The organism is Peteryoungia algae, assembly GCF_030369675.1.
In the GTDB taxonomy this organism is placed as follows: Bacteria; Pseudomonadota; Alphaproteobacteria; order Rhizobiales; family Rhizobiaceae; genus Allorhizobium; species Allorhizobium algae.
This window is the reverse complement of the sequence record NZ_CP128477.1, coordinates 1,045,592-1,065,888: the sequence shown is the minus strand read 5'-3', so window position 1 is coordinate 1,065,888 and position 20,297 is coordinate 1,045,592. Positions and strand designations below refer to the sequence as shown.

The 20,297-nt window shown below is 61.2% G+C and carries 18 protein-coding genes; 11 read left to right on the top strand and 7 right to left on the bottom strand.

The window, feature by feature from the left end:
• The first annotated feature begins 358 nt into the window (after positions 1 to 358).
• The 10 genes from QTL56_RS05380 to QTL56_RS05335 all read left to right on the top strand — a co-directional run bounded on the left by QTL56_RS05380 (position 359) and on the right by QTL56_RS05335 (position 13,455).
• Entirely contained in the window at positions 359 to 1,594 is a 1,236-nt protein-coding gene (locus tag QTL56_RS05380) for an ABC transporter substrate-binding protein (RefSeq protein WP_245136773.1), read from the top strand.
• 167 nt (positions 1,595 to 1,761) lie between these two features.
• The gene (locus QTL56_RS05375; protein WP_229575579.1) at positions 1,762 to 2,664 is read left to right on the top strand and encodes a carbohydrate ABC transporter permease; all 903 of its coding nucleotides are present in this window, start codon (positions 1,762 to 1,764) and stop codon (positions 2,662 to 2,664) included.
• The gene (locus tag QTL56_RS05370) at positions 2,657 to 3,601 is read left to right on the top strand and encodes a carbohydrate ABC transporter permease (protein ID WP_245136774.1); all 945 of its coding nucleotides are present in this window, start codon (positions 2,657 to 2,659) and stop codon (positions 3,599 to 3,601) included. The genes QTL56_RS05375 and QTL56_RS05370 overlap by 8 nt, the downstream gene beginning before the upstream one ends.
• A 4-nt stretch (positions 3,602 to 3,605) precedes the next feature.
• Positions 3,606 to 4,694: an ABC transporter ATP-binding protein gene (locus tag QTL56_RS05365; RefSeq protein ID WP_245136775.1), complete on the top strand. Its 1,089-nt coding sequence runs from the start codon at positions 3,606 to 3,608 to the stop codon at positions 4,692 to 4,694.
• A gap of 62 nt (positions 4,695 to 4,756) precedes the next feature.
• Positions 4,757 to 7,216, top strand: a complete 2,460-nt coding sequence (locus QTL56_RS05360) for a beta-mannosidase (protein ID WP_245136776.1) — start codon at positions 4,757 to 4,759, stop codon at positions 7,214 to 7,216.
• A 62-nt stretch (positions 7,217 to 7,278) separates the two neighbouring features.
• Positions 7,279 to 8,040, top strand: a complete 762-nt coding sequence (locus QTL56_RS05355; protein WP_245136777.1) for a sugar phosphate isomerase/epimerase family protein — start codon at positions 7,279 to 7,281, stop codon at positions 8,038 to 8,040.
• A gap of 27 nt (positions 8,041 to 8,067) precedes the next feature.
• Positions 8,068 to 9,201: a Gfo/Idh/MocA family protein gene (locus QTL56_RS05350; RefSeq protein WP_245136778.1), complete on the top strand. Its 1,134-nt coding sequence runs from the start codon at positions 8,068 to 8,070 to the stop codon at positions 9,199 to 9,201.
• Between the two features lie 115 nt (positions 9,202 to 9,316).
• Positions 9,317 to 10,369 carry an L-glyceraldehyde 3-phosphate reductase gene (mgrA, locus tag QTL56_RS05345; RefSeq protein WP_245136779.1) on the top strand — a complete coding sequence of 351 codons (1,053 nt, stop codon included), beginning with the start codon at positions 9,317 to 9,319 and terminating at the stop codon, positions 10,367 to 10,369.
• A 201-nt stretch (positions 10,370 to 10,570) separates the two neighbouring features.
• Positions 10,571 to 12,178: a glycoside hydrolase family 43 protein gene (locus tag QTL56_RS05340; protein ID WP_245136780.1), complete on the top strand. Its 1,608-nt coding sequence runs from the start codon at positions 10,571 to 10,573 to the stop codon at positions 12,176 to 12,178.
• 215 nt (positions 12,179 to 12,393) lie between these two features.
• Complete coding sequence (locus QTL56_RS05335) at positions 12,394 to 13,455, top strand: DMT family transporter (RefSeq protein ID WP_245136781.1); 1,062 nt, start codon at positions 12,394 to 12,396, stop codon at positions 13,453 to 13,455.
• A gap of 142 nt (positions 13,456 to 13,597) precedes the next feature.
• Here the strand turns inward: QTL56_RS05335 and fghA are convergent, their stop codons facing one another.
• The 7 genes from fghA to QTL56_RS05300 all read right to left on the bottom strand — a co-directional run bounded on the left by fghA (position 13,598) and on the right by QTL56_RS05300 (position 19,581).
• Complete coding sequence (fghA, locus tag QTL56_RS05330; RefSeq protein ID WP_245136782.1) at positions 13,598 to 14,431, bottom strand: S-formylglutathione hydrolase; 834 nt, start codon at positions 14,429 to 14,431, stop codon at positions 13,598 to 13,600.
• Positions 14,432 to 14,463: 32 nt separating this feature from the next.
• A complete protein-coding gene (locus tag QTL56_RS05325) occupies positions 14,464 to 14,910 on the bottom strand; it encodes a YaiI/YqxD family protein (protein ID WP_076397481.1) in 447 nt (148 codons plus the stop codon).
• 3 nt (positions 14,911 to 14,913) lie between these two features.
• On the bottom strand, positions 14,914 to 15,333 hold the full coding sequence (locus tag QTL56_RS05320) for a GNAT family N-acetyltransferase (protein ID WP_245136783.1): 420 nt from the start codon (positions 15,331 to 15,333) through the stop codon (positions 14,914 to 14,916).
• Between the two features lie 35 nt (positions 15,334 to 15,368).
• The gene (locus tag QTL56_RS05315; RefSeq protein ID WP_229575567.1) at positions 15,369 to 16,496 is read right to left on the bottom strand and encodes an S-(hydroxymethyl)glutathione dehydrogenase/class III alcohol dehydrogenase; all 1,128 of its coding nucleotides are present in this window, start codon (positions 16,494 to 16,496) and stop codon (positions 15,369 to 15,371) included.
• 101 nt (positions 16,497 to 16,597) lie between these two features.
• Positions 16,598 to 17,215 (bottom strand): GNAT family N-acetyltransferase, encoded by a 618-nt coding sequence (locus QTL56_RS05310; RefSeq protein WP_245136784.1) that lies wholly within the window; start codon positions 17,213 to 17,215, stop codon positions 16,598 to 16,600.
• A gap of 59 nt (positions 17,216 to 17,274) precedes the next feature.
• Positions 17,275 to 18,546 (bottom strand): zinc metalloprotease, encoded by a 1,272-nt coding sequence (locus QTL56_RS05305; RefSeq protein WP_245136785.1) that lies wholly within the window; start codon positions 18,544 to 18,546, stop codon positions 17,275 to 17,277.
• A gap of 102 nt (positions 18,547 to 18,648) precedes the next feature.
• Positions 18,649 to 19,581 carry a DMT family transporter gene (locus QTL56_RS05300; protein WP_245136786.1) on the bottom strand — a complete coding sequence of 311 codons (933 nt, stop codon included), beginning with the start codon at positions 19,579 to 19,581 and terminating at the stop codon, positions 18,649 to 18,651.
• 276 nt (positions 19,582 to 19,857) lie between these two features.
• Between QTL56_RS05300 and QTL56_RS05295 the strand changes: the two genes are divergently transcribed.
• Positions 19,858 to 20,295 carry a helix-turn-helix domain-containing protein gene (locus tag QTL56_RS05295; RefSeq protein WP_245136787.1) on the top strand — a complete coding sequence of 146 codons (438 nt, stop codon included), beginning with the start codon at positions 19,858 to 19,860 and terminating at the stop codon, positions 20,293 to 20,295.
• Positions 20,296 to 20,297 lie beyond the last annotated feature (2 nt).

The following is a 20,297-nucleotide window of genomic DNA, read 5'->3' as shown; positions in this document are numbered from 1 at the left end:
GAGAAAATCTGAAACGATACAGGTGGTTTGTCGAGCCCTTTCTCATGCTGCATTGCGAAGGTGCACAACCTCCGGGCGAGGGAGCGAGTTTTCCCGTCTGTTCACAGCACTAAAATTCGGCAAGTTCGCATATGCAGCACAAAAATCCTGTTTCGGCGCTATAATATGGTGATTTCAGCGAGAAAAAAGATGGTGCTGCGCAATGCGTGCGCCATCCAAAGCGATTTGAACACAGCTCGAGCGATGCACGTTTTCGCTGAATCGATGCTGCAACAGAATATTTGCAATCGAATAGGTTGCGCTCCAAAAATCTTTGACATAAGTTTTTCCGGCAACGTTTCAGTGAGGGAGGAGACTCATGAATTTCCGTAGCTTCGCGGCAGCTTTGGCCGCAACCGTCGTCATGCCGCTCGCAGCGGCTCATGCCACCGATCTCGAAGTGACCCATTGGTGGACGTCTGGCGGCGAAGCCGCAGCCGTCGCCGAGCTCGCCAAGGCATTCGATGCCACCGGCAACAAGTGGGTCGATGGCGCGATCGCCGGATCCGGCGGCACTGCCCGCCCGATCATGATCAGCCGTATCACCGGTGGTGATCCCATGGCTGCCACACAGTTCAACCACGGCCGTCAGGCCGAGGAACTCGCCGAAGCGGGTCTGATGAAGGACCTGACTGCGGTTGCCGAGAAGGAAGGCTGGAAGGATATCATCAAGCCGGCAAGCCTGCTCGAAAGCTGCACGATCGACGGCAAGGTCTATTGCGCCCCGGTCAACATCCACTCCTGGCAGTGGCTGTGGCTTTCCAACGCGGCCTTTGAGCAGGCCGGCGTAGCTGTGCCGAAGAATTGGGACGAGTTCGTCGCAGCGGCACCCGCGCTTGAAGCCAAGGGTATCATTCCGCTCGCTGTCGGCGGCCAGCCCTGGCAGACGGCCGGTGCCTTCGACGTTCTGATGGTCGCCATTGCCGGCAAGGAGACCTTCGAGAAGGTGTTCAAGGACAAGGATGCAGACGTTGCAGCCGGACCTGAGATCGCCAAGGTCTTCAAGGCTGCCGACGATGCCCGCAAGATGTCCAAGGGCTCGAACGTCCAGGACTGGAATCAGGCAACCAACCTGGTCATCACCGGCAAGGCCGGCGGTCAGATCATGGGTGACTGGGCACAGGGTGAGTTCGCACTCGCTGGCCAGGTCGCCGGCAAGGACTACACCTGCCTGCCGGGCCTCGGCGTGAACGAGATCATCTCGACCGGTGGTGACGCATTCTACTTCCCCGTTCTCGACGACGAGGAAAAGTCTGCTGCACAGGACGTTCTTGCGTCCACCCTGCTTGCGCCCGCAACGCAGGTTGCGTTCAACCTGAAGAAGGGTTCTCTGCCGGTTCGCGGTGACGTCGATCTCGCAGCCGCCAACGACTGCATGAAGAAGGGCCTCGACATTCTCGCCAAGGGCAATGTCATTCAGGGTACCGACCAGTTGCTTTCGGCAGACAGCCAGAAGCAGAAGGAAGACCTCTTCTCGGAGTTCTTCGCCAATTCGTCCATGACCGTCGAAGACGCGCAGAAGCGCTTCGCCGAGATCGTCGCATCTGCTGACTGATCTGACTGGTTGACACAATCCGGCCGGGGCTCAAGCCCCGGTCGGTGACTTGCCAACTTCGACCGGGAATGCGGATTGCCGCAGGGCGTTTCAACGATCTCGTCTGTGCCTTTGCACAGTCGGATCGGTTGTGACCTCTCCCGTGTCCAGGACGAGGAGACGGACCCATGGCACGCCAAGCCCATGCAGGTCGACCCAACAAACTGTTTCGCAATCTGAATGCAAAGATTGCATCCATCCCGATGGTCCTGACCGCACTGGTCATCTTCCTGGGTGGAACCATCTGGACGATTGTCTATTCCTTCACCAATTCCAGGCTTTTGCCGCGCGCCAATTTTGTCGGCTTGGAGCAGTATGAGCGTCTGTGGGATGCGCCGCGTTGGATCATGTCGATCCAGAACCTGGCGATCTACGGCCTTCTGTCGCTGATCTTCTCGATTGTGATCGGTTTCCTGCTCGCCGCCCTGATGGACCAGAAGATCCGATTCGAGAATGCGTTCCGGACGATCTTCCTCTATCCCTTCGCCCTGTCCTTCATCGTCACCGGCCTTGTCTGGCAATGGATCCTGAACCCGGATTTCGGGGTGCAGTCGATCGTGCGGTCGCTGGGCTGGGAGACCTTCACCTTCAATCCCCTCTACGATTCCGACATCGTCATTTACGGCATCCTGATTGCAGGCCTTTGGCAGGGGACCGGTCTTGTGATGTGCCTGCTGCTCGCAGGGCTTCGCGGCATCGACGAGGACATCTGGAAGGCCTCGCGTGTCGACGGAATCCCGATGTGGAAGACCTATCTCTTCATCATCATTCCGATGATGCGCCCGGTCTTCATCACCACGCTCGTGATCATCACGTCTGGCATCGTCCGCCTCTACGATCTCGTGGTCGCGCAGACCAGCGGTGGCCCCGGCATCGCCTCCGAAGTGCCGGCGAAATATGTCTACGACTACATGTTCCAGGCGCAGAACCTCGGTCAAGGCTTCGCCGCATCGACTATGATGCTGCTGACGGTCGCGATCATCATCATTCCCTGGGCCTATCTCGAATTCGGAGGTAAGAAGCGTGGCTAATCCCGGTTCCCTCAACAACACTGCCGCCGGTTTCGATGCCGTCTCCGGTCAACTCGGATCGGGGCCTCGTGGCGCCAAGCCGAAACGGGCTCTCTCGCCCCGCAACATCATGCTGTACGGATCGCTGATCTTCTTTGCGATCTACTATCTGGTGCCGCTCTACGTGATGATCGTCACATCGTTGAAGGGCATGCCGGAAGTCCGCCTCGGCAACATCTTCTCTCCGCCTGTCGAGATCACTTTCGAGCCCTGGGTCAAGGCCTGGGCGACCGCCTGCACCGGCCTCAATTGCGACGGCCTTTCGCGGGGCTTCTGGAACTCGGTTCGCATCACAGTGCCGTCCACGCTGATTTCGATCCTGATCGCCTCGGTCAACGGCTATGCGCTGGCCAACTGGCGCTTCAAGGGGGCGGAACTGTTCTTCACGATCCTGATCATCGGGGCCTTCATTCCCTATCAGGTGATGATCTATCCGATTGTTATCGTGCTTCGGGAAATGGGGATCTACGGCACGCTGACCGGTCTCGTCCTCGTGCACACCATCTTCGGCATGCCGATCCTGACTTTGCTCTTCCGCAACTACTTTACCTCGCTGCCGGAAGAACTGTTCAAGGCCGCCCGCATCGACGGGGCAGGGTTCTGGCAGATTTACCTCAGAATCATGCTGCCCATGTCGCTGCCAATCTTCGTGGTCGCGATGATCCTGCAGATCACCGGCATCTGGAACGACTTCCTGTTCGGCGTGGTCTTCACCCGACCGGAATATTACCCGATGACCGTCCAGCTCAACAACATCGTCAATTCGGTGCAGGGCGTGAAGGAATACAACGTCAACATGGCCGCAACGTTGCTCACCGGCGCCGTGCCGCTCATCGTCTACTTCATTTCCGGACGTCTCTTCGTCCGGGGTATCGCCGCCGGCGCAGTCAAGGGTTAAGCTCATGTCGCACAGTGTATCGATCAAGGACCTCTCTTTGAGCTTCGGCGCCGTCAAGGTGCTGGAAAACCTCAATCTCGACATCGTCGACGGCGAGTTCATCGTTCTCCTCGGCTCCTCCGGCTGCGGCAAGTCCACGCTGCTCAACTGCATTGCCGGTCTTCTGGAGCCGACCGACGGTCAGATCTTCATCAAGGAAAAGAACGTCACCTGGGAAGAACCCAAGGATCGCGGCATCGGCATGGTGTTCCAGTCCTATGCGCTCTATCCGCAGATGACCGTCGAGAAGAACCTCTCCTTCGGCCTGCAGGTCGCCAAGATGCCGAAGGCGGAAATCGACAAGCGCGTCCAGCGTGCCGCCGACATCCTGCAGATCGGGCCGCTGCTCGACCGCAAGCCTTCGGCACTCTCCGGCGGTCAGCGGCAGCGCGTGGCGATTGGTCGTGCCCTGGTGCGTGACGTCGATGTCTTCCTGTTCGACGAGCCCTTGTCCAACCTCGACGCGAAACTCCGGTCGGAGCTGCGGGTTGAAATCAAGCGCCTGCACCAGAACCTGAAGAACACGATGATCTATGTCACCCACGACCAGATCGAGGCACTGACGCTGGCCGACCGCATCGCGATCATGAAGAGCGGCGTCATCCAGCAGCTTGCGGACCCGAACACGATCTACAACCAGCCGCGGAACCTCTTCGTCGCCGGTTTCATCGGGTCACCCTCGATGAACTTCCTGCATGGCGAGCTGATCAACGAAGGCGGAGAGATCTTCTTCCGCACCCATGACGTGCTGTTCTCGATGAAGGGATATCGCTCGGAGGAGCCGCTGGCCGGTGGCCGTAAGGTCGTGCTCGGCGTCCGTCCGGAGCATATCAAGGTCGATGAAGAAAGCGGCATCGACGAATTGCACGAGGCGGTGGTCGACATCGAGGAGCCGATGGGCGCCGACAATCTTCTGTGGCTGAAGCATGCCGGGCATTCCATGTCCGTGCGCATTGGCGGCACGCGTCGCTATGCGCCGGGTGCCAAGGTGCGCCTCGGCTTCGATATGGAAGTCGCCTCGCTCTTCGATGCGCAGACTGAAGAGCGTATCTGACACGTTCTCCCTCGCGCCCCGATCCCAGACCGGGGCGCCTTTTCTTCTGCAGGACTGATGTGATGAACCAGAATACTGACGGTGGCGTGATCAATCTTCACGGGGAGTGGCGTCTCGCCTCCGTCGATGGCGAGCATGAGGCGATGATCGCCTTGCCCGGCGATGTACATTCCGCTCTCCATGCCGCCGGCCGCATCCCGGATCCCTATCTCGGCCGCAACGAGGAGCTTGTGCAGTGGGTCGCCGAACGCGACTGGGTGATCGAGCGGCGGGTCGTCGTGCCCGATATTTCAGGCACCTGGTATCTGGACATCGACTATCTCGACACGGTTGCTGTCGTCTTCGTCAATGACCTTCCGGTCCTCTCGGCCGACAACTGCTTCCGCCGCTACCGCCCCGATGTCAGCCATGCGCTGCAGCCGGGCGAAAACACGGTTCGTATCGTCTTCCACTCGAGCATCACGGCCGGGGCCGAGCGGCAGGCGCGCCAGCCCTTCTACATTCCCTATTCGACGGCGAATTCCCCGATCCCGAACGGCAATATGCTGCGCAAGCCGCAATGCCATTTCGGCTGGGACTGGAACATCGCGATCGCGCCTCTCGGGATCTACGGTACCCTGTCTCTGAAGAAGCTCGATCCAGCCCGACTGGAGCATGTGGAGACCCAGCAGGTCCACCATGCCGATGGTCGCGTGGAGCTCAAGGTTACCGCTACAATTCACTCCATCGATCCTGCCGTCGTACCCGTTCATTTTGCGCTCGATGGTGAACGCGTAAGGCTTGATGTCGGCATCGCTGCCGGCGAAACGAAGGTGGTGCATGTCTTCGAGATCGAGACCCCACGCCTCTGGTGGCCCGCCGGTTCCGGCGAGCAGGCGCTATACTCGCTCACCGTCGACCTGCCGGGTGAAGCCGTTACGCGCCAGATCGGACTTCGCACGGTCGAACTCCTGACCGATGCGGACGAAGCCGGCAGCCGCTTTGCGCTCAAGGTCAACGGCCGTGAAATCTTCTGCCGCGGCGCCAACTGGATCCCGGCCGATGCGCTGTTCTCCCGCTCGTCGGAAGAGAAGACGACCGACTTGCTGAATTCTGCGGTCGCCGCCCATATGAACATGATCCGCATCTGGGGCGGCGGCTTCTACGAGGCCGACTGGTTCTATGATCTCTGCGACCGGCTCGGCCTCATGGTCTGGCAGGACTTCATGTTTGCCTGCAACCTCTATCCCTGCACCGAGGATTTCCTCGACAATGTCGCGCATGAGGTCGAGTACCAGGTGAAGCGTCTGTCGTCCCATGCCTCGATCGTGATCTGGTGCGGCGACAACGAGCTCGTCGGCGCGCTCACCTGGTTCCCGGAATCGCGCGACAACCGCGACCGCTACCTCGTTGCCTATGACCGGCTCAATCGCGTCATCGAGCAGGGCGTCAAGAAGTGCTTCCCGCAGGGGATCTGGTGGCCGTCGAGCCCTGCCTCCGGCTACCTCGACTATGGCGATGCCTGGCATGCCGACGGTTCCGGCGACATGCACTACTGGTCGGTCTGGCACGAGAACAAGAGTTTCGATAATTACCGAACCGTCAAACCGCGCTTCTGCTCGGAATTCGGCTTCCAGTCCTATACGTCGCTGCCGGTCATCGAGAGCTTCGCCGACAAGGCCGACATGAACATCGCCTCGCCGGTCATCGAGCTCCACCAGAAGAATGCCGGTGGCAATGAGCGGATCGCGGGGACCATGTTCCGCTATTTCCGCTTCCCCAAGGATTTCGCCAACTTCGTCTATCTGAGCCAGATCCAGCAGGGGCTGGCCATCAAGACCGCCGTCGAATACTGGCGGTCGCTCAAGCCCCATTGCATGGGCACGATCTACTGGCAGCTCAACGACACTTGGCCGGTCGCTTCCTGGTCGAGCCTCGATTACGGCGGCAGCTGGAAGGCGATGCACTACATGGTGCGCCGTTTCTTCCAGCCGGTCGCGGTTGCCGCCATTCCGTCCGAGGATGGCAAGACCATTTCGCTCTCCATGGTCAATGACACGCTTGATGCGGTTACGATCGATGCCAAACTCTTCGTGCTGACCCTGTCCGGAGAGCGCATTCCGCTGAAGAGCTTGCGGGGTGACTGCGGTCCAGACGCCGCTCACGTGCTCGGCACACTCGACGCCAGTGAAATCCCGGCGGCAAGCCTGCTCGCCTGGAGCTTTGTTGCCTCGAACGGCATGACCGGGGAGGGGCACTTCCTGGTCGGCACCTACAAGGCGCTCGACCTCGAAGCGTCGCGTCTGGAAACCACGGTCGCGGCCATCGCCGACGGCGGCTTCGAGGTGACCGTGACCGCCCAGGGGCTTGCGCTCTTCGTCATGCTCGAAAGCGCAACCCCTGGCCGCTATTCGGACAATGCCTTCGACCTTGCGACCGGCGAAAGCCGGCGCATCATCTTCACGCCGGATACTGCACTTTCCGCCGGATCCGTTCCGGACTTCCGCATCTACGATCTCTACACCTGCCAGTCGGTGGACTGACAGGCCAAGCCAACAAGGTCCTGGGCGCCCGATCCAGGACCAAACGAGGAGGAAACCACCCCATGACGACGCTTGGCTTCCAGCTTTACAGCGCCCGCAATTTCCAGCCCTTCAGTGGCATTTACCCGAAACTCCAGGCGGCTGGCTACGGCGAGGTCGAGGGCTACGGCGCGCTCTACGCATCGCTTGCCGATGGCGAACTCGATGCCTTTCGCAAGGAACTCGACCAGAACAGCCTCACCATGCCGACCGCCCATTTCGGCCTCGACATGATCGAGAGCGACCCGAGCCGTGTCATCAAGATCGCCAGGACGCTCGGCATCGAGGCGGTCTATTGCCCCTATCTGATGCCCGACCAGCGTCCCTCGGACGCGGCCGGTTGGTTTGCCTTCGGCCAGCGCCTTCAGGCTGCCGGCAAGCCGCTGCGCGATGCCGGGCTCGTCTTCGGCTGGCACAATCACGACTTCGAATTCGTGGCGCTTCCCGATGGCTCGACGCCGCAGGAGCAGATCTTCTCCGGCGGTCCTGAGCTCGATTGGGAAGCGGATATCGCCTGGGTTATCCGCGGCAAGGCCGATCCCCTTGCCTGGATCGAGAGCTACGGCAAGCGGATCAGCGCCGTGCATGTGAAGGATATCGCGCCGGCTGGTGAAAACACCGACGAAGACGGCTGGGCCGATGTCGGCCATGGCACCGTTGACTGGAAGGGCCTGATTGCGGCGCTGAAAGCCACCCGCGTCAAGCATTTCGTCGTCGAACACGACAATCCGAAGGACATCGACCGGCTGATTACCCGCTCGATCGCCGCCTTCAACACCTACTGAACCCATCGCAGAAGCAGGATATCCCCCATGGCACGCGAACTCGGCGTCGGCATCATCGGATGCGGTAACATTTCCACCACTTACTTTACACTGGCGCCGCTGTTTCGCGGGTTGAAGGTGCTCGCCTGCGCGGACATCAACATGAACGCCGCCCAGCTGCGCGCGGAGGAATACGGCGTCAAGGCACAGACCATCGACGAACTGCTCGCCAATGACGAGATCGACATCGTCGTCAACCTGACGATCCCGGATGCACATTACCCCGTCTCCAAGCGCATCCTTGAGGCAGGCAAGCATGTCTACTCGGAAAAACCGCTGGTTCTCTCGCTCGAACAGGGCGAGGACCTGCGTGCCATTGCAAAGGCCAGGGGACTGTCGGTCGGCTGCGCGCCGGATACCTTCCTCGGCGGCGCCCATCAGCTTGCCCGCGCCTATATCGACAAGGGCGGCATTGGCCGGGTCACCTCCGGTACCTGCCATGTGATGAGCCCCGGCATGGAAATGTGGCATCCCAACCCGGACTTCTTCTTCCTGCCCGGCGGCGGACCGATCCTCGACCTTGGCCCTTACTATATTGCCAACCTGATCAACCTGATCGGCCCTGTGAAGCGGGTTGCAGCGTTGACGTCCATGGCGAACGACACGCGGACGATCACCAGCCAGCCGCGGCATGGCGAAACGATCCCGGTGAAGACGCCGACCAACATTCATGCCCTGCTGGAATTTGAGAACGGCGCGACCATCACGCTGTCGGCCAGCTGGGATGTCTGGAGCCATCGCCACGCCAATACCGAGCTCTACGGCACCGACGGCTCGCTCTTCGTGCCGGATCCGAACTTCTTCGGTGGCCTTGTCGAGGCCTCCGGTCGCGACAAGAATATTCAGCCGCTCGAAGCCTGGGACCATCCATTCGGTCGCAACAACCAGGATAGCCCGCAGGGCCCGCGTGCCAACTACCGGACCGCCGGCCTCGCAGACATGGCGGTCGCGATCCTCGAAGGCCGCGATGCCCGCTGCTCGCTGGATCGCACCCTGCACGGCGTCGATGTAATGGTCTCGATCCTGAAGTCGGGTGAGACGGGAGAATTCGTAACCCTGTCGACAACCTGCACCCAACCTGCTGCCCTGGGTATCGACGAAGCGCAGGCTCTGCTTAGATAAGGTCTGTGTCTTTGCCTTGATCCGGCTGCTGCACCTTCTCCCCGCAAATGGGGAGAAGGATCGGGCAGGGATGAGGGCAGGCTCGACAACAAGACCTTCTGGGAGAGAAACATCCATGACCTATACCCCCGCCGAAAACCGCTATGAGCGGATGACCTATAATCGCTGCGGCAAGAGCGGGTTGAAGCTGCCGGCGATCTCGCTCGGCCTCTGGCACAATTTCGGCAATGACACGCCGCATGCGACGAAGCAGGCGATCTGCCGCAAGGCTTTCGATCTCGGCATCACCCATTTTGATCTCGCCAACAATTACGGCCCGCCGGCAGGCTCCGCGGAGCAAGCCTTCGGGGAGATCCTGAAGACCGATTTTCGCGGTTATCGCGACGAAATGATCATCTCGTCCAAGGCCGGCTACAACATGTGGCCGGGCCCTTACGGCGAGTGGGGCAGCCGCAAATACCTTATCGCCTCCTGCGATCAGAGCCTGAAGCGCATGGGCCTCGACTATGTCGACATCTTCTATTCACACCGCTTCGACCCCGACACACCGCTCGAGGAAACCTGCGGCGCACTCGACCATATCGTCCGGTCCGGCCGGGCGCAGTATGTCGGCATCTCCTCCTACAATTCCAGGCGCACCCGCGAAGCCCATGCGATCCTCAAAAGCCTGGGCACGCCGCTACTCATTCACCAGCCAAGCTACTCGATGATCAACCGCTGGGTCGAGGAAGATGGGCTCATTGACACGCTGGAAGAGCTCGGCGTCGGCTCGATTGTCTTCTCGCCGCTTGCCCAGGGCATGCTGACGTCCAAGTATCTGGGCGGCATTCCGGTGGGGACGCGTGCCAGCCAGGACAAGTCGCTCGACCCCGGCTTCCTCAACGAGCGCAATCTCGAGAATATCCGCGGCCTCAACCGCATCGCCGAGAAACGCGGGCAGACGTTGGCGCAGATGGCGCTTGCCTGGGTTCTGCGTGGCGGTCACATCACCACGGCCCTGATCGGCGCATCCAAGCCGGGCCAGGTCGAGGACTGCGTCAAGGCCATCGAGACGCCGGACTTCACCGCTGAAGAACTCGCTGAAATCGATGTCTTCGCCAAGGACGCCGACATCAACCTCTGGGCAGCCTCTGCCGAGCGCAAGGGCCCGCCGAGGAAGAAGAAGTAGAAAAACCATCTCCCCCTTGCGGGGGAGAACGGGATTTCAGCAGCTTGGCGTCAGCTAAGTGCTAGAAAACCCAAGAGAGGGGTTCGTCAGCCAGGCAGCCCCTCTCCTGAAAAATCTAGGACTTGAGCATTCGGCTAAGATCCTGATTTTTCTTCCTCTCCCGCAGGGGGAGAGGCAAGTGCGGAGGAGGAAACACTCGCGATGATCATCAATCCCATCCTGCCCGGCTTCAATCCGGATCCGTCGATCTGCCGCGTGGGCGAAGACTATTACATCGCGACCTCCACCTTCGAATGGTATCCGGGCGTCCAGATCCATCATTCGCGCGATCTCGCCAATTGGGACCTCGTCAGCCGACCGCTCGATCGCGCCAGCCAGCTCGACATGCGCGGCAATCCGGATAGCTGCGGCGTCTGGGCGCCGTGCCTCTCCTATGCCGACGGCCTGTTCTGGTTGGTCTATACCGATGTGAAGCGCTTCGAGGGGTCGTTCAAGGACGCGCACAACTACATTGTCACGGCGCCGTCGATCGAAGGCCCGTGGTCCGACCCCATCTATGTCAATTCCTCCGGTTTCGACCCCTCGCTCTTTCATGATGATGACGGGCGAAAGTGGTTCCTCAACATGCAGTGGAACCACCGCCCGGAGGCACGCAACACGATTGGCCATGCCAAGTTCGACGGCATCCTCTTGCAGGAATGGGACCCGACGACGCAAAAGCTCTTCGGGCCGATAAAGAACATTTTCGAAGGCAGCAGACAGGGTCTCGTCGAGGGGCCCCATCTCTTCAAGCGCAATGGCTGGTATTACCTCACCACCGCCGAGGGCGGCACGGGTTACGACCATGTCGTGACCATGGCCCGCTCGCGCTCGATCGACGGCCCCTACGAAATGCATCCGGACACGCATCTCATCACCTCGAAGGATGCGCCAGACGCGGTGTTGCAGCGCGCCGGCCATGGCCAATATGTCGAGACGCCAGACGGTGACGTCTATCACACCCATCTCTGCGGCAGACCCATGCCGCCCAAGCGTCGCTGTACGCTCGGCCGCGAAACTGGGCTACAAAAATGCGTCTGGAAGGAGGACGGCTGGCTCTATCTCGAACAGGGTGGCGTTGTGCCGGCCGTCGAGGTGCCGGCGCCTCATGACGCGACGAAACGTGAGGAGCCGGTCGAGATTGTCAGGACCTTCGACAGTCCGGACTTGCCGAAGGAATTCCAGTGGCTGCGCACGCCGAACCCCGATCGCCTGTTCAGCCTGACTGAGCGGGCAGGGCGCTTGCGCCTCTTCGGCCGCGAAAGCATCGGCTCATGGTTCGAACAGTCGCTGATTGCCCGCCGCCAGGAGCATCACCGCTTCCGCGCCGAAACGCGGCTTGAATTTTCGCCGCAAACCTATCAGCAGGTCGCGGGCCTGACCCACTACTACAACCGCTTCAAGTTCCACGCGCTCGGGGTCTCGACGGACGAAAAGCTCGGCCGCTCGCTGATCATCCTGTCCTGCCCGGGCGACTATCCTTCCGGCAGTCTCACCTTCCCTGTTGGCATGGGCCAGTCGATCCCGGATGGCACAATCGATCTCGCAATGGAGATCATCGACAACGACCTGCAATTCTTCTGGCGCCTTTCGGGGCAGGCGACATGGCAGCCCATTGGCCCCATGCTCGACGCCGGCGTCGTCTCTGACGAAGGCGGGTTCGGAGAACACGGTTCCTTCACCGGCGCCTTTGCCGGCATGTTCTGCTTCGACATCACAGGGCAGGGTCGACCGGCTGATTTCGAGCGGTTCGTCTATCGGCGGGGGTGAGGCGCGCGGCCGGCTTGACCATACGATCTGATCGGGGGCCTTGTGCCGAGGATTTCAGGGGGGCTGATCCACGGTCAGGGATGCACCGGATGCTCTCAGCGGAACGGCGAACGGTGGCAATTGTAGGATCCGTCGACCCGAGTAGTCATGTCGGGGCGGGCTGCCGGAGGCACGTTTGGACTATACGTCGTGCACATTGTCTGTAATCTCACGCCATGGACAAACACCATTCCCATCTCTGGCCCGGCGTCCCGCTCGCGCTTGGCTCCGCCGTGCTGTTCGGCGCCTCTGCACCCTTGTGCAAATGGCTGATCGGCAGCGTCGATCCCTGGCTCCTTGCGGGGATACTCTATCTCGGTGCGGGGCTCGGCCTGGCGCTCGTCCATTGGGGGCGCCCGCTGATCGGGTTGGAGCGGGTGGAAACACCGCTGTCACGTCCGGACATGCCCTGGCTCGGCGCGGTCGTGCTGTTCGGCGGCATCATGGCGCCGCTTTTCCTGATGCTCGGCCTCTCCCTGACAACAGCATCCTCAGCCTCGCTGCTCCTCAATCTCGAGGGGCTGGCGACGATGCTGATTGCCTGGCTGGTGTTTCGCGAAAACGTCGATCGACGCCTCCTGATTGGCGCGCTTGCCATTCTTCTCGGTGCGGTGCTCCTGTCTTTCGACGGTGGCAGCTTCCAGATTGACCCGGGCGGTTTGTGGATCGCGGCGGCCTGCCTTTGCTGGGGCATCGACAACAATCTGACCCGCAAGCTGTCGTTTGCCGACCCGGTTCAGATCGCGATGATCAAGGGGCTGGCTGCCGGCTGCACCAATGTCATTCTTGCCTTCGCGCTCGGCGCCGCCATCCCCGATCTGACGGTCATTGCAGCGGGCGCCCTGGTCGGTTTTCTGGGAATCGGCGTCAGTCTTGTCATGTTCATGCTGGGTCTGCGCCATCTCGGCACGGCGCGCACAGGTGCCTATTTTTCGCTTGCGCCCTTCATCGGCGCCCTGATCGCCGTGATCGGTTTCGGTGAAGCGGTGAGCCTGTCGCTCATTGTCGCTGCACTGCTGATGGGGATCGGCCTGTGGTTGCACCTGTCCGAACGGCACGAGCATGACCATGAGCACGAACCCCTCGAGCACGATCATGTCCATAGCCATGATGATCATCACAGCCATGACCATGACGGCCCGGTGACCGAGCCGCATGCGCATTGGCACCGCCACGCCCCGCTGCGCCACAAACATCCGCATTACCCGGATCTGCATCACCGCCATGGGCACGGGTGACGTCCCTGCCGGGGCCCGGCCTTAAGTCGTCATCCGCGGGCTTGTTCCCGGGATCTGCCGATGTCCCGGGAAGTTCGACGGCCGCGAACGCCCGGTGCAGGCCCGAGCATGCCGGGGCCTAGATTGGGGCTTAGACTGGGGTTTAGCCCAGCCGCTCCGCATGCCACTTCAGATGATCCTCCATGAAGGTCGAGATGAAATAGTAGGAGTGGTCATAGCGCTCGTGCATCCTGAGCGTCAGCCCGATATCCGTGCCCTTGACCACCTCCTCGAACTTCCAGGGGGCGAGACCTGTCTCCAGGAAGCTGTCGGCCTTGCCCTGGTCGATGAGGAATTCCGGAAAGCGTGCGCCGTCTTCGACCAGCGCACAGGCATCGTAGTTCCGCCACGCGGCCCGGTCGGCGCCGAGATATTTTTCGAACGCATCCTGCGTCCAGTCGGCGGTGAGCGGATTGACGATCGGGGCGAAGGCCGAGCAGCTCTTGAAGCGATCCGGGTTCTTCAGCGCAATCGTCATGGCGCCATGGCCGCCCATGGAGTGGCCGAAAATGCCCTGACGGTCCATGTCGGCGCGGAATTGCTCGGCGATCAGCGCCGGCAGTTCCTCCGTGATGTAGGAATACATCTGGTAGTGCTCGGCCCAGGGCGTTTCGGTGGCATCGAGATACATGCCAGCACCCTTGCCCATCTTCCAGTTGGTCAGTTCGTCCGGCACGTCATTGCCGCGCGGGCTGGTATCCGGGCAGACGACGATCAGACCGAGTTCGGCGGCCATCCTGCGGTATTCACCCTTCTCCATCACATTGGCATGGCTGCAGGTCAGCCCTGAGAGATACCAGAGAACGGGGCGCTTTTCGGTCGTCGCCTGCGGCGGCACGAAGACGGCAAAGGTCATCTCCGTACCGGTCGTCTCAGAGGTGTGGGAGAAGACGCCTTGCATGCCACCAAAGGCGGTGTTCTGGGAGAGGATGTTCATCGCAAGTTTCCTTGTTGGTGGCCCTTGAGGGCTTATTTCTTCACGCGACGGCAAAGCCGGTCGAGCGTTTCGAGAAAGGCAGACCGATCGCGGGGCGAAAATGCGGCGTTGTACCCCTTGCTCTCGCCGGTCTCGCGCAGGTGTGCGCCGAGATCGCGCATGGCGGTTGCCATGCCGATATTGGCCGTGTCGAAGATCCGGCCCGTCGGTCCGGTCACAAGCGCGCCGGCGGCCACGCAGCGCCCGGCCAGCGGCACATCGGCCGTGACGACGATGTCGCCTTCGCCGCAGCGCTCGGCAATCCAGTCATCGGCCGCATCGAAAGCGCCTGAGACGATCACGTTCTTAACCATGGGATCGCGTGAAGGCCTCAAGCCGGAATTGGCGACGAAGGTCACGGGCAGATCGTGGCGTTCGGCCACTTTCAGGATCTCGGGCTTCACCGGACAGGCATCGGCATCGACATAGATTTCTGGCATCGGCTATCCTTTCCGCAGCATATCCACATGCGGAATATCATCCTCCAGATATTCGTCCGAAATCACCGCAAAGCCCAGTGACCCGTAGAACGCCTGCAGATGGCTCTGCGCCGAAATCTCGATCGGCTCGCCGGGATGACGCTTCTCCAGCTCTGAAATCGCCTCGCGCATCAGGGCCTCGCCCAGCCGCTTTCCGCGATGGTTTGGCGAAACCGCCACGCGGCCGATCCGGGGATATTGCTCCGGCGTCGGGCGCCAGAGCCGCGCGCAGGCCAGCAGTTCGTCACCATCCATCAGCCGCAAATGCAGGCAGTCGATATCGTTGCCATCCAGCTCGGGATAGGGGCAGTGCTGCTCTACGACGAAGACGTCGACCCGAAGCTTCAGCATGGCGTAGAGCTCGACGGCGGAGAATTCGTCCATCCTCCGCACATCGACCTTGTAAGCATGTCCGCTGGTCAATAGATCACGACGCCCCGGATGGATTCGCCCTTGTGCATCAGGTCGAAACCCTTGTTGATGTCCTCCAGCGGCATGGTGTGGGTGATCATCGGGTCGATCTGGATCTTGCCCTCCATGTACCAGTCGACGATCTTCGGCACGTCCGTGCGGCCGCGTGCGCCACCGAAGGCGGTGCCCATCCAGTTGCGACCGGTGACCAGCTGGAAGGGACGCGTCGAGATTTCCTGGCCGGCACCGGCGACCCCGATGATGACGGATTTGCCCCAGCCGCGATGCGAGGCTTCCAGCGCCTGTCGCATGACCTTGGTATTGCCGGTGCAGTCGAAGGTGTAGTCGGCACCGCCGATCAGGTCGCCGTTGCGCTTGGTCATGTTGACCAGATAGGGCACGATGTCGCCCTCGACTTCCTTCGGATTGACGAAATGCGTCATGCCGAACTTCTCGCCCCAGGCCTTGCGGTCCGGATTGATATCGACGCCGATGATCATGTCGGCACCGGCGAGCCTGAGCCCCTGCAGCACGTTGAGCCCGATGCCGCCGAGACCGAAGACGATGGCCGTCGCGCCGATCTCGACCTTGGCCGTGTTGATGACGGCGCCGATGCCGGTCGTCACACCGCAGCCGATGTAGCAGACCTTGTCGAAAGGGGCGTCCGGGTTGATTTTGGCAACCGCAATCTCCGGCAGAACCGTGAAGTTCGAGAAGGTCGAGCAGCCCATATAGTGGTGGATCTTGTCCTTGCCGATCGAAAAGCGCGAAGTGCCGTCGGGCATCAGCCCCTGGCCCTGCGTCGATCGAATCGAGGTGCACAGATTGGTCTTGCGCGAGGTGCAGGAATAGCATTCGCGGCATTCCGGCGTGTAGAGCGGAATGACATGGTCGCCCTTCTTCACCGAGGTGACGCCCGGACCGACATCGACGACGACGCCGGCACCTTCATGGCCGAGGATTGCGGGAAACAGACCTTCCGGATCGGCGCCCGAGAGCGTGAAGTCGTCGGTATGGCAGATGCCGGTGGCCTTGACCTCGATCAGCACTTCGCCAGCGCGTGGTCCTTCCAGCTGAACGGTCATGACCTCGAGCGGCTTTCCAGCCTGAACGGCGACGGCGGCGCGAACATCCATGGTTTTTCTCCCTGACAAATCGTTGGCGTGGACTTTGACACGGCTGGCCCCTCCGGCTCAAGAGGTGAACCGGATATTGTCAAAAGTCTGATTTTTATCGGCTATTCCGCTTGAAGAACGGGAAAGTGCGCGGCTGCATCCGCCCGAAGTTTCCCGGTCTGGCGCGGGTCTTCGCATATCTCGACCATGCGCTTGTAAGGTGCGAAACCCGAGCGCTGGTAAAAGGCGAGCGCTGCGGGATGGTCGAGATGGCAGGTATGCACCCAGAACCGGGTGATGGGCTTTTCCCAGGCCTTGTCGATCGCTGCATTCATCATGATGCGCCCGGCGCCGGAGCCGATCAGGCTCTGATCGAGCCCGAAAAAGGCGAGTTCGCACTCTCCCGGTTCGCGGAAATCGAGCTCGAGGAGCCCCAGTCGCTCGCCGTCGCGCGTCATCGCGTAGATCTCGACCGCCGGGTCCCTGATGATTGCCTCGAGCTTGTCATCGTCCATGACCGCGCGCGAAACCCAGAGCCAGTCCTCCCCGACGCGGCGATAGAGCGCGCGATAGGCGTCGGTCGCGGGGGATGGCCAAGGCTCGACCATCAGACCGTCTGACGGCGGATTGGGCCGAGGGGCTGGTCGCGTGCGCATTTCAAGGCAGGTGACGATCGTTGCCAGCATGTTGGCGGGAACGTCGAAATAGCCGGGGGTGAGGGGAGGGTTTTCGGTGTCCATGAGTCTTTGGACAGCGTCATGGGCGAGCTGTCAAGCGGGCAGGGCGATGGCCCCGGACGTCAGCCGAACAGCCTGTCGCAGGCATAGATCACCGCATAGACATGCATGGCGAGCGCGGCATAGAAACCGAACCCGGTCATCAGTCGCTCCGGGCCGTTCATCGGCGTCAGGGCCTCGCGCGGCTTCACCGACTTGGTGCGGATCATGCTGAGCAGGGTGAAGAGAGCCACGCCGACGATGAGTGCCGGTGCGCCGAGGCCGATCCGCCATCCCGTCCACACGACGACGCCGGTCACGAGAAAGCTGATGATGGCGAGAACACGCTGTCCTTCGAAGACCTGCCGCAGGACCTGGCCGCCGTCGAAGCGATAGGTGGGCAGCAGGTTCAGCAGGTTGAAGGCGCCGAGGATGACGAGAAACACCAGAATGGGCCCGTCGGCCTCGGATGGATGGGGGATCTCCATGGCCGACTGGTGGGACGCCACGAGAATCGGAACGAGCAGGGCGGAGAAGCCTGCGCCCATCAGCGCGCAGGTCGCGACTTCGAAATGGCTGTTATAGGGGCGACCACCGATCGCGACGCCACCGAGCAGAGGGAAGAAGAGCATTCGTGTCGTCGGATGGCCGAAGGCACGGTAGGCGACCATGTGGCCGAGCTCGTGCAGCAGGATGACAAGGGTCAGGAAGATCGAGATCATCAGCCCTTGCGCATTCATGCCAAAAAACGGCCAGAGGATCAGGGTCGAGAGAACCACGAGCACCGTCTGCCAGGCCGGATGCTCGAAATGCAGCAGGCTCGAGCCCTTGCTTTCCTCGACATGGTCTCGCAGGGCGCTGATTTCGCGGGAAAGCGCCATGCGGCGAAAGAGATAAAAGGCGAGACCGCGAAAATTGTCGGTCTGCTCGAAGGTCACACGGCTGCCGAGCGGTGCCCGTTCGATCTTTCGGCTCTCCTGATAGCCTTCCCAGAACGACTGGTCGAGCGTGGTGTCTCCGACGACCCTGAGATGACAGGAAAAACTTCCGGCGGAGGTCATGGCGGTGCGATCGACGATCATGGTGCGGCGGCTGGGCTGCCCGTGGCGATCGGGATTGCGGTAGGCGAACTCCACCAGGTCCGGTTTGCCGTCGACCGGTTCCACGGAAATCACATTCGGATGCCAGAGCGTCTGGTCTCCGGCAGGACGGGTGATGTTCCACAATTCTTCGGGTCGTTCGCGGATAATGCGGCTGATGCGGATCGTCCTGCGTCCCAGGGGGGCCGCCATCAACAGCCACAAGAGGCCGAGATTGACGGCGGCCAGAAAGACTGCGGCCTGATATGTCGCCAAGACGCCTCTCCCGGTGATGCAGATTATGGTCCGAACCTAGGCGAGAAGTCTTAGAGTTTGATGGCTGGAATCGTTAAAATGCCATGCTTGTCGAGGTTCGTCTCATCCGGCCCCGGCAATCGATTGCGCCGGTGCTGCCCGCCTCCGTTCGCGCCAGAGGATGAACAGCCCGGAACCGACAATGATTGCGATTCCCAGCCATTTCGAGGGCGTCGGGAATTCATCGAACAGGATATGACCGAGTGCCACTGCGGCAATGATCTCGAAATACTGAAACGGCGCCAGCACCGACAAGGTCGCCATGCGGAAGGCGCGCACCACGAGGAGGTGGATGTAGCCCGAGATGGCACCGAGCAGGAGCAGCAATCCGAAACCGGTGGCCGAGTTCGGCAGAGAGATTTCGAAGTCCGCCTCGCCGGCCGAGGTTCCGATCAGGAGCGCTGCTCCCATGAACAGGGTCCCGCCAATGCCGGCCATGGTCTGCATGGTCATCGGTGTGTCGGCTTCGCCGATCGCCCGGTTGAGAAACATGTAGAGCGCGAAGAGGAATGCACAGGCGACCGGCAGCAGGGCAGTCAGGCCGAAGATCTCGTAGCTTGGCTGGATGACGATCATGGCGCCGCCAAAGCCGACGGCTATGGCCAGCCATCGGCGCCAGCCGACCTTTTCCTTCAGGAACAGGGCGGACATTGCCGTCAGGATGAAGGGTTCGACGAAATAGATCGCGAAGACATCCGCCAGCGGCATGTATTTTACCGCCATGAAGAACATCAGGCTCGCTGCCCCGTGTATCGCTCCCCGCAGGAGGTTGAGCCAGGGGCGCCTGGCGGAAAAGGCCGCCATGCCGTTGAGGGCGATCAGGACCGGCAGCACCGAGGCGAGCTGGAAGAAGAAGCGATAGAAGGTAATCTGGCCGGGCGACATGCCGCCAACGGTCGCCATGTATTTCGCGATTGCATCCATGACCGGCAGCACGAACATGCAGCCCGCCATGAGCATCATGCCGCGAAGGGGATCGGAGGACGAGTTGTGCATGGTGGGACCCGAAAGGAGATGGCGATCGCGCCTGCGTGAACAAGCATGGCGTGTCGGTGTGATCAAGCAAAAGAAAAATGGGAACCAATCGCCGCGTCGTGCGTTTATGACCTTTTGTCCGCATTCGTCTGTGGGGCCCGGACGGCGTTTTCATGCCTGTCCGTGGCGTCACCGGAAAGATGCGGGCCCTTCGGATCCACTACAATGGATGCGACGGATCGGAGTAGAGCAACTGTCGCCCCTTGGGCGGCGCAACTGGACGATCAGGAGGTGCCGATGCCGGCGCGCAACGAGTTTTCCCGCATGACCGATTCGAGCGATGACACGCTGGGAGGTCGTCTCTCGGCCGCACGCGACGCTTCGGGCCTGTCACTCGCCGATGTGGCGAACCGAATCGGCGTAAAGCGCGAAAGCCTGCTCGCCTGGGAGGCCGATCGTTCGGAGCCTGGCGCGTCGAGCCTGGTTGATCTCGCCGGCATCCTTGGCGTCTCGCCCATGTGGCTGATGACAGGTCTGGGAACCGGTCCGATCCAGGAAACCGGCGATCTGCCCCTCGAAGCGCTGAAGCTTGATCTTCAGCGCCTGACCGATGCGCATCGCGAATGCGCCCGTCTCATCGACAAGATCGCGCGCCAGATTGAAACCTATGAGGAAGGACACGAGCGGCGGCGCAAGGCCGGCGATCTCGATGGGCCGGTCATGGGACGCGCCTGAGC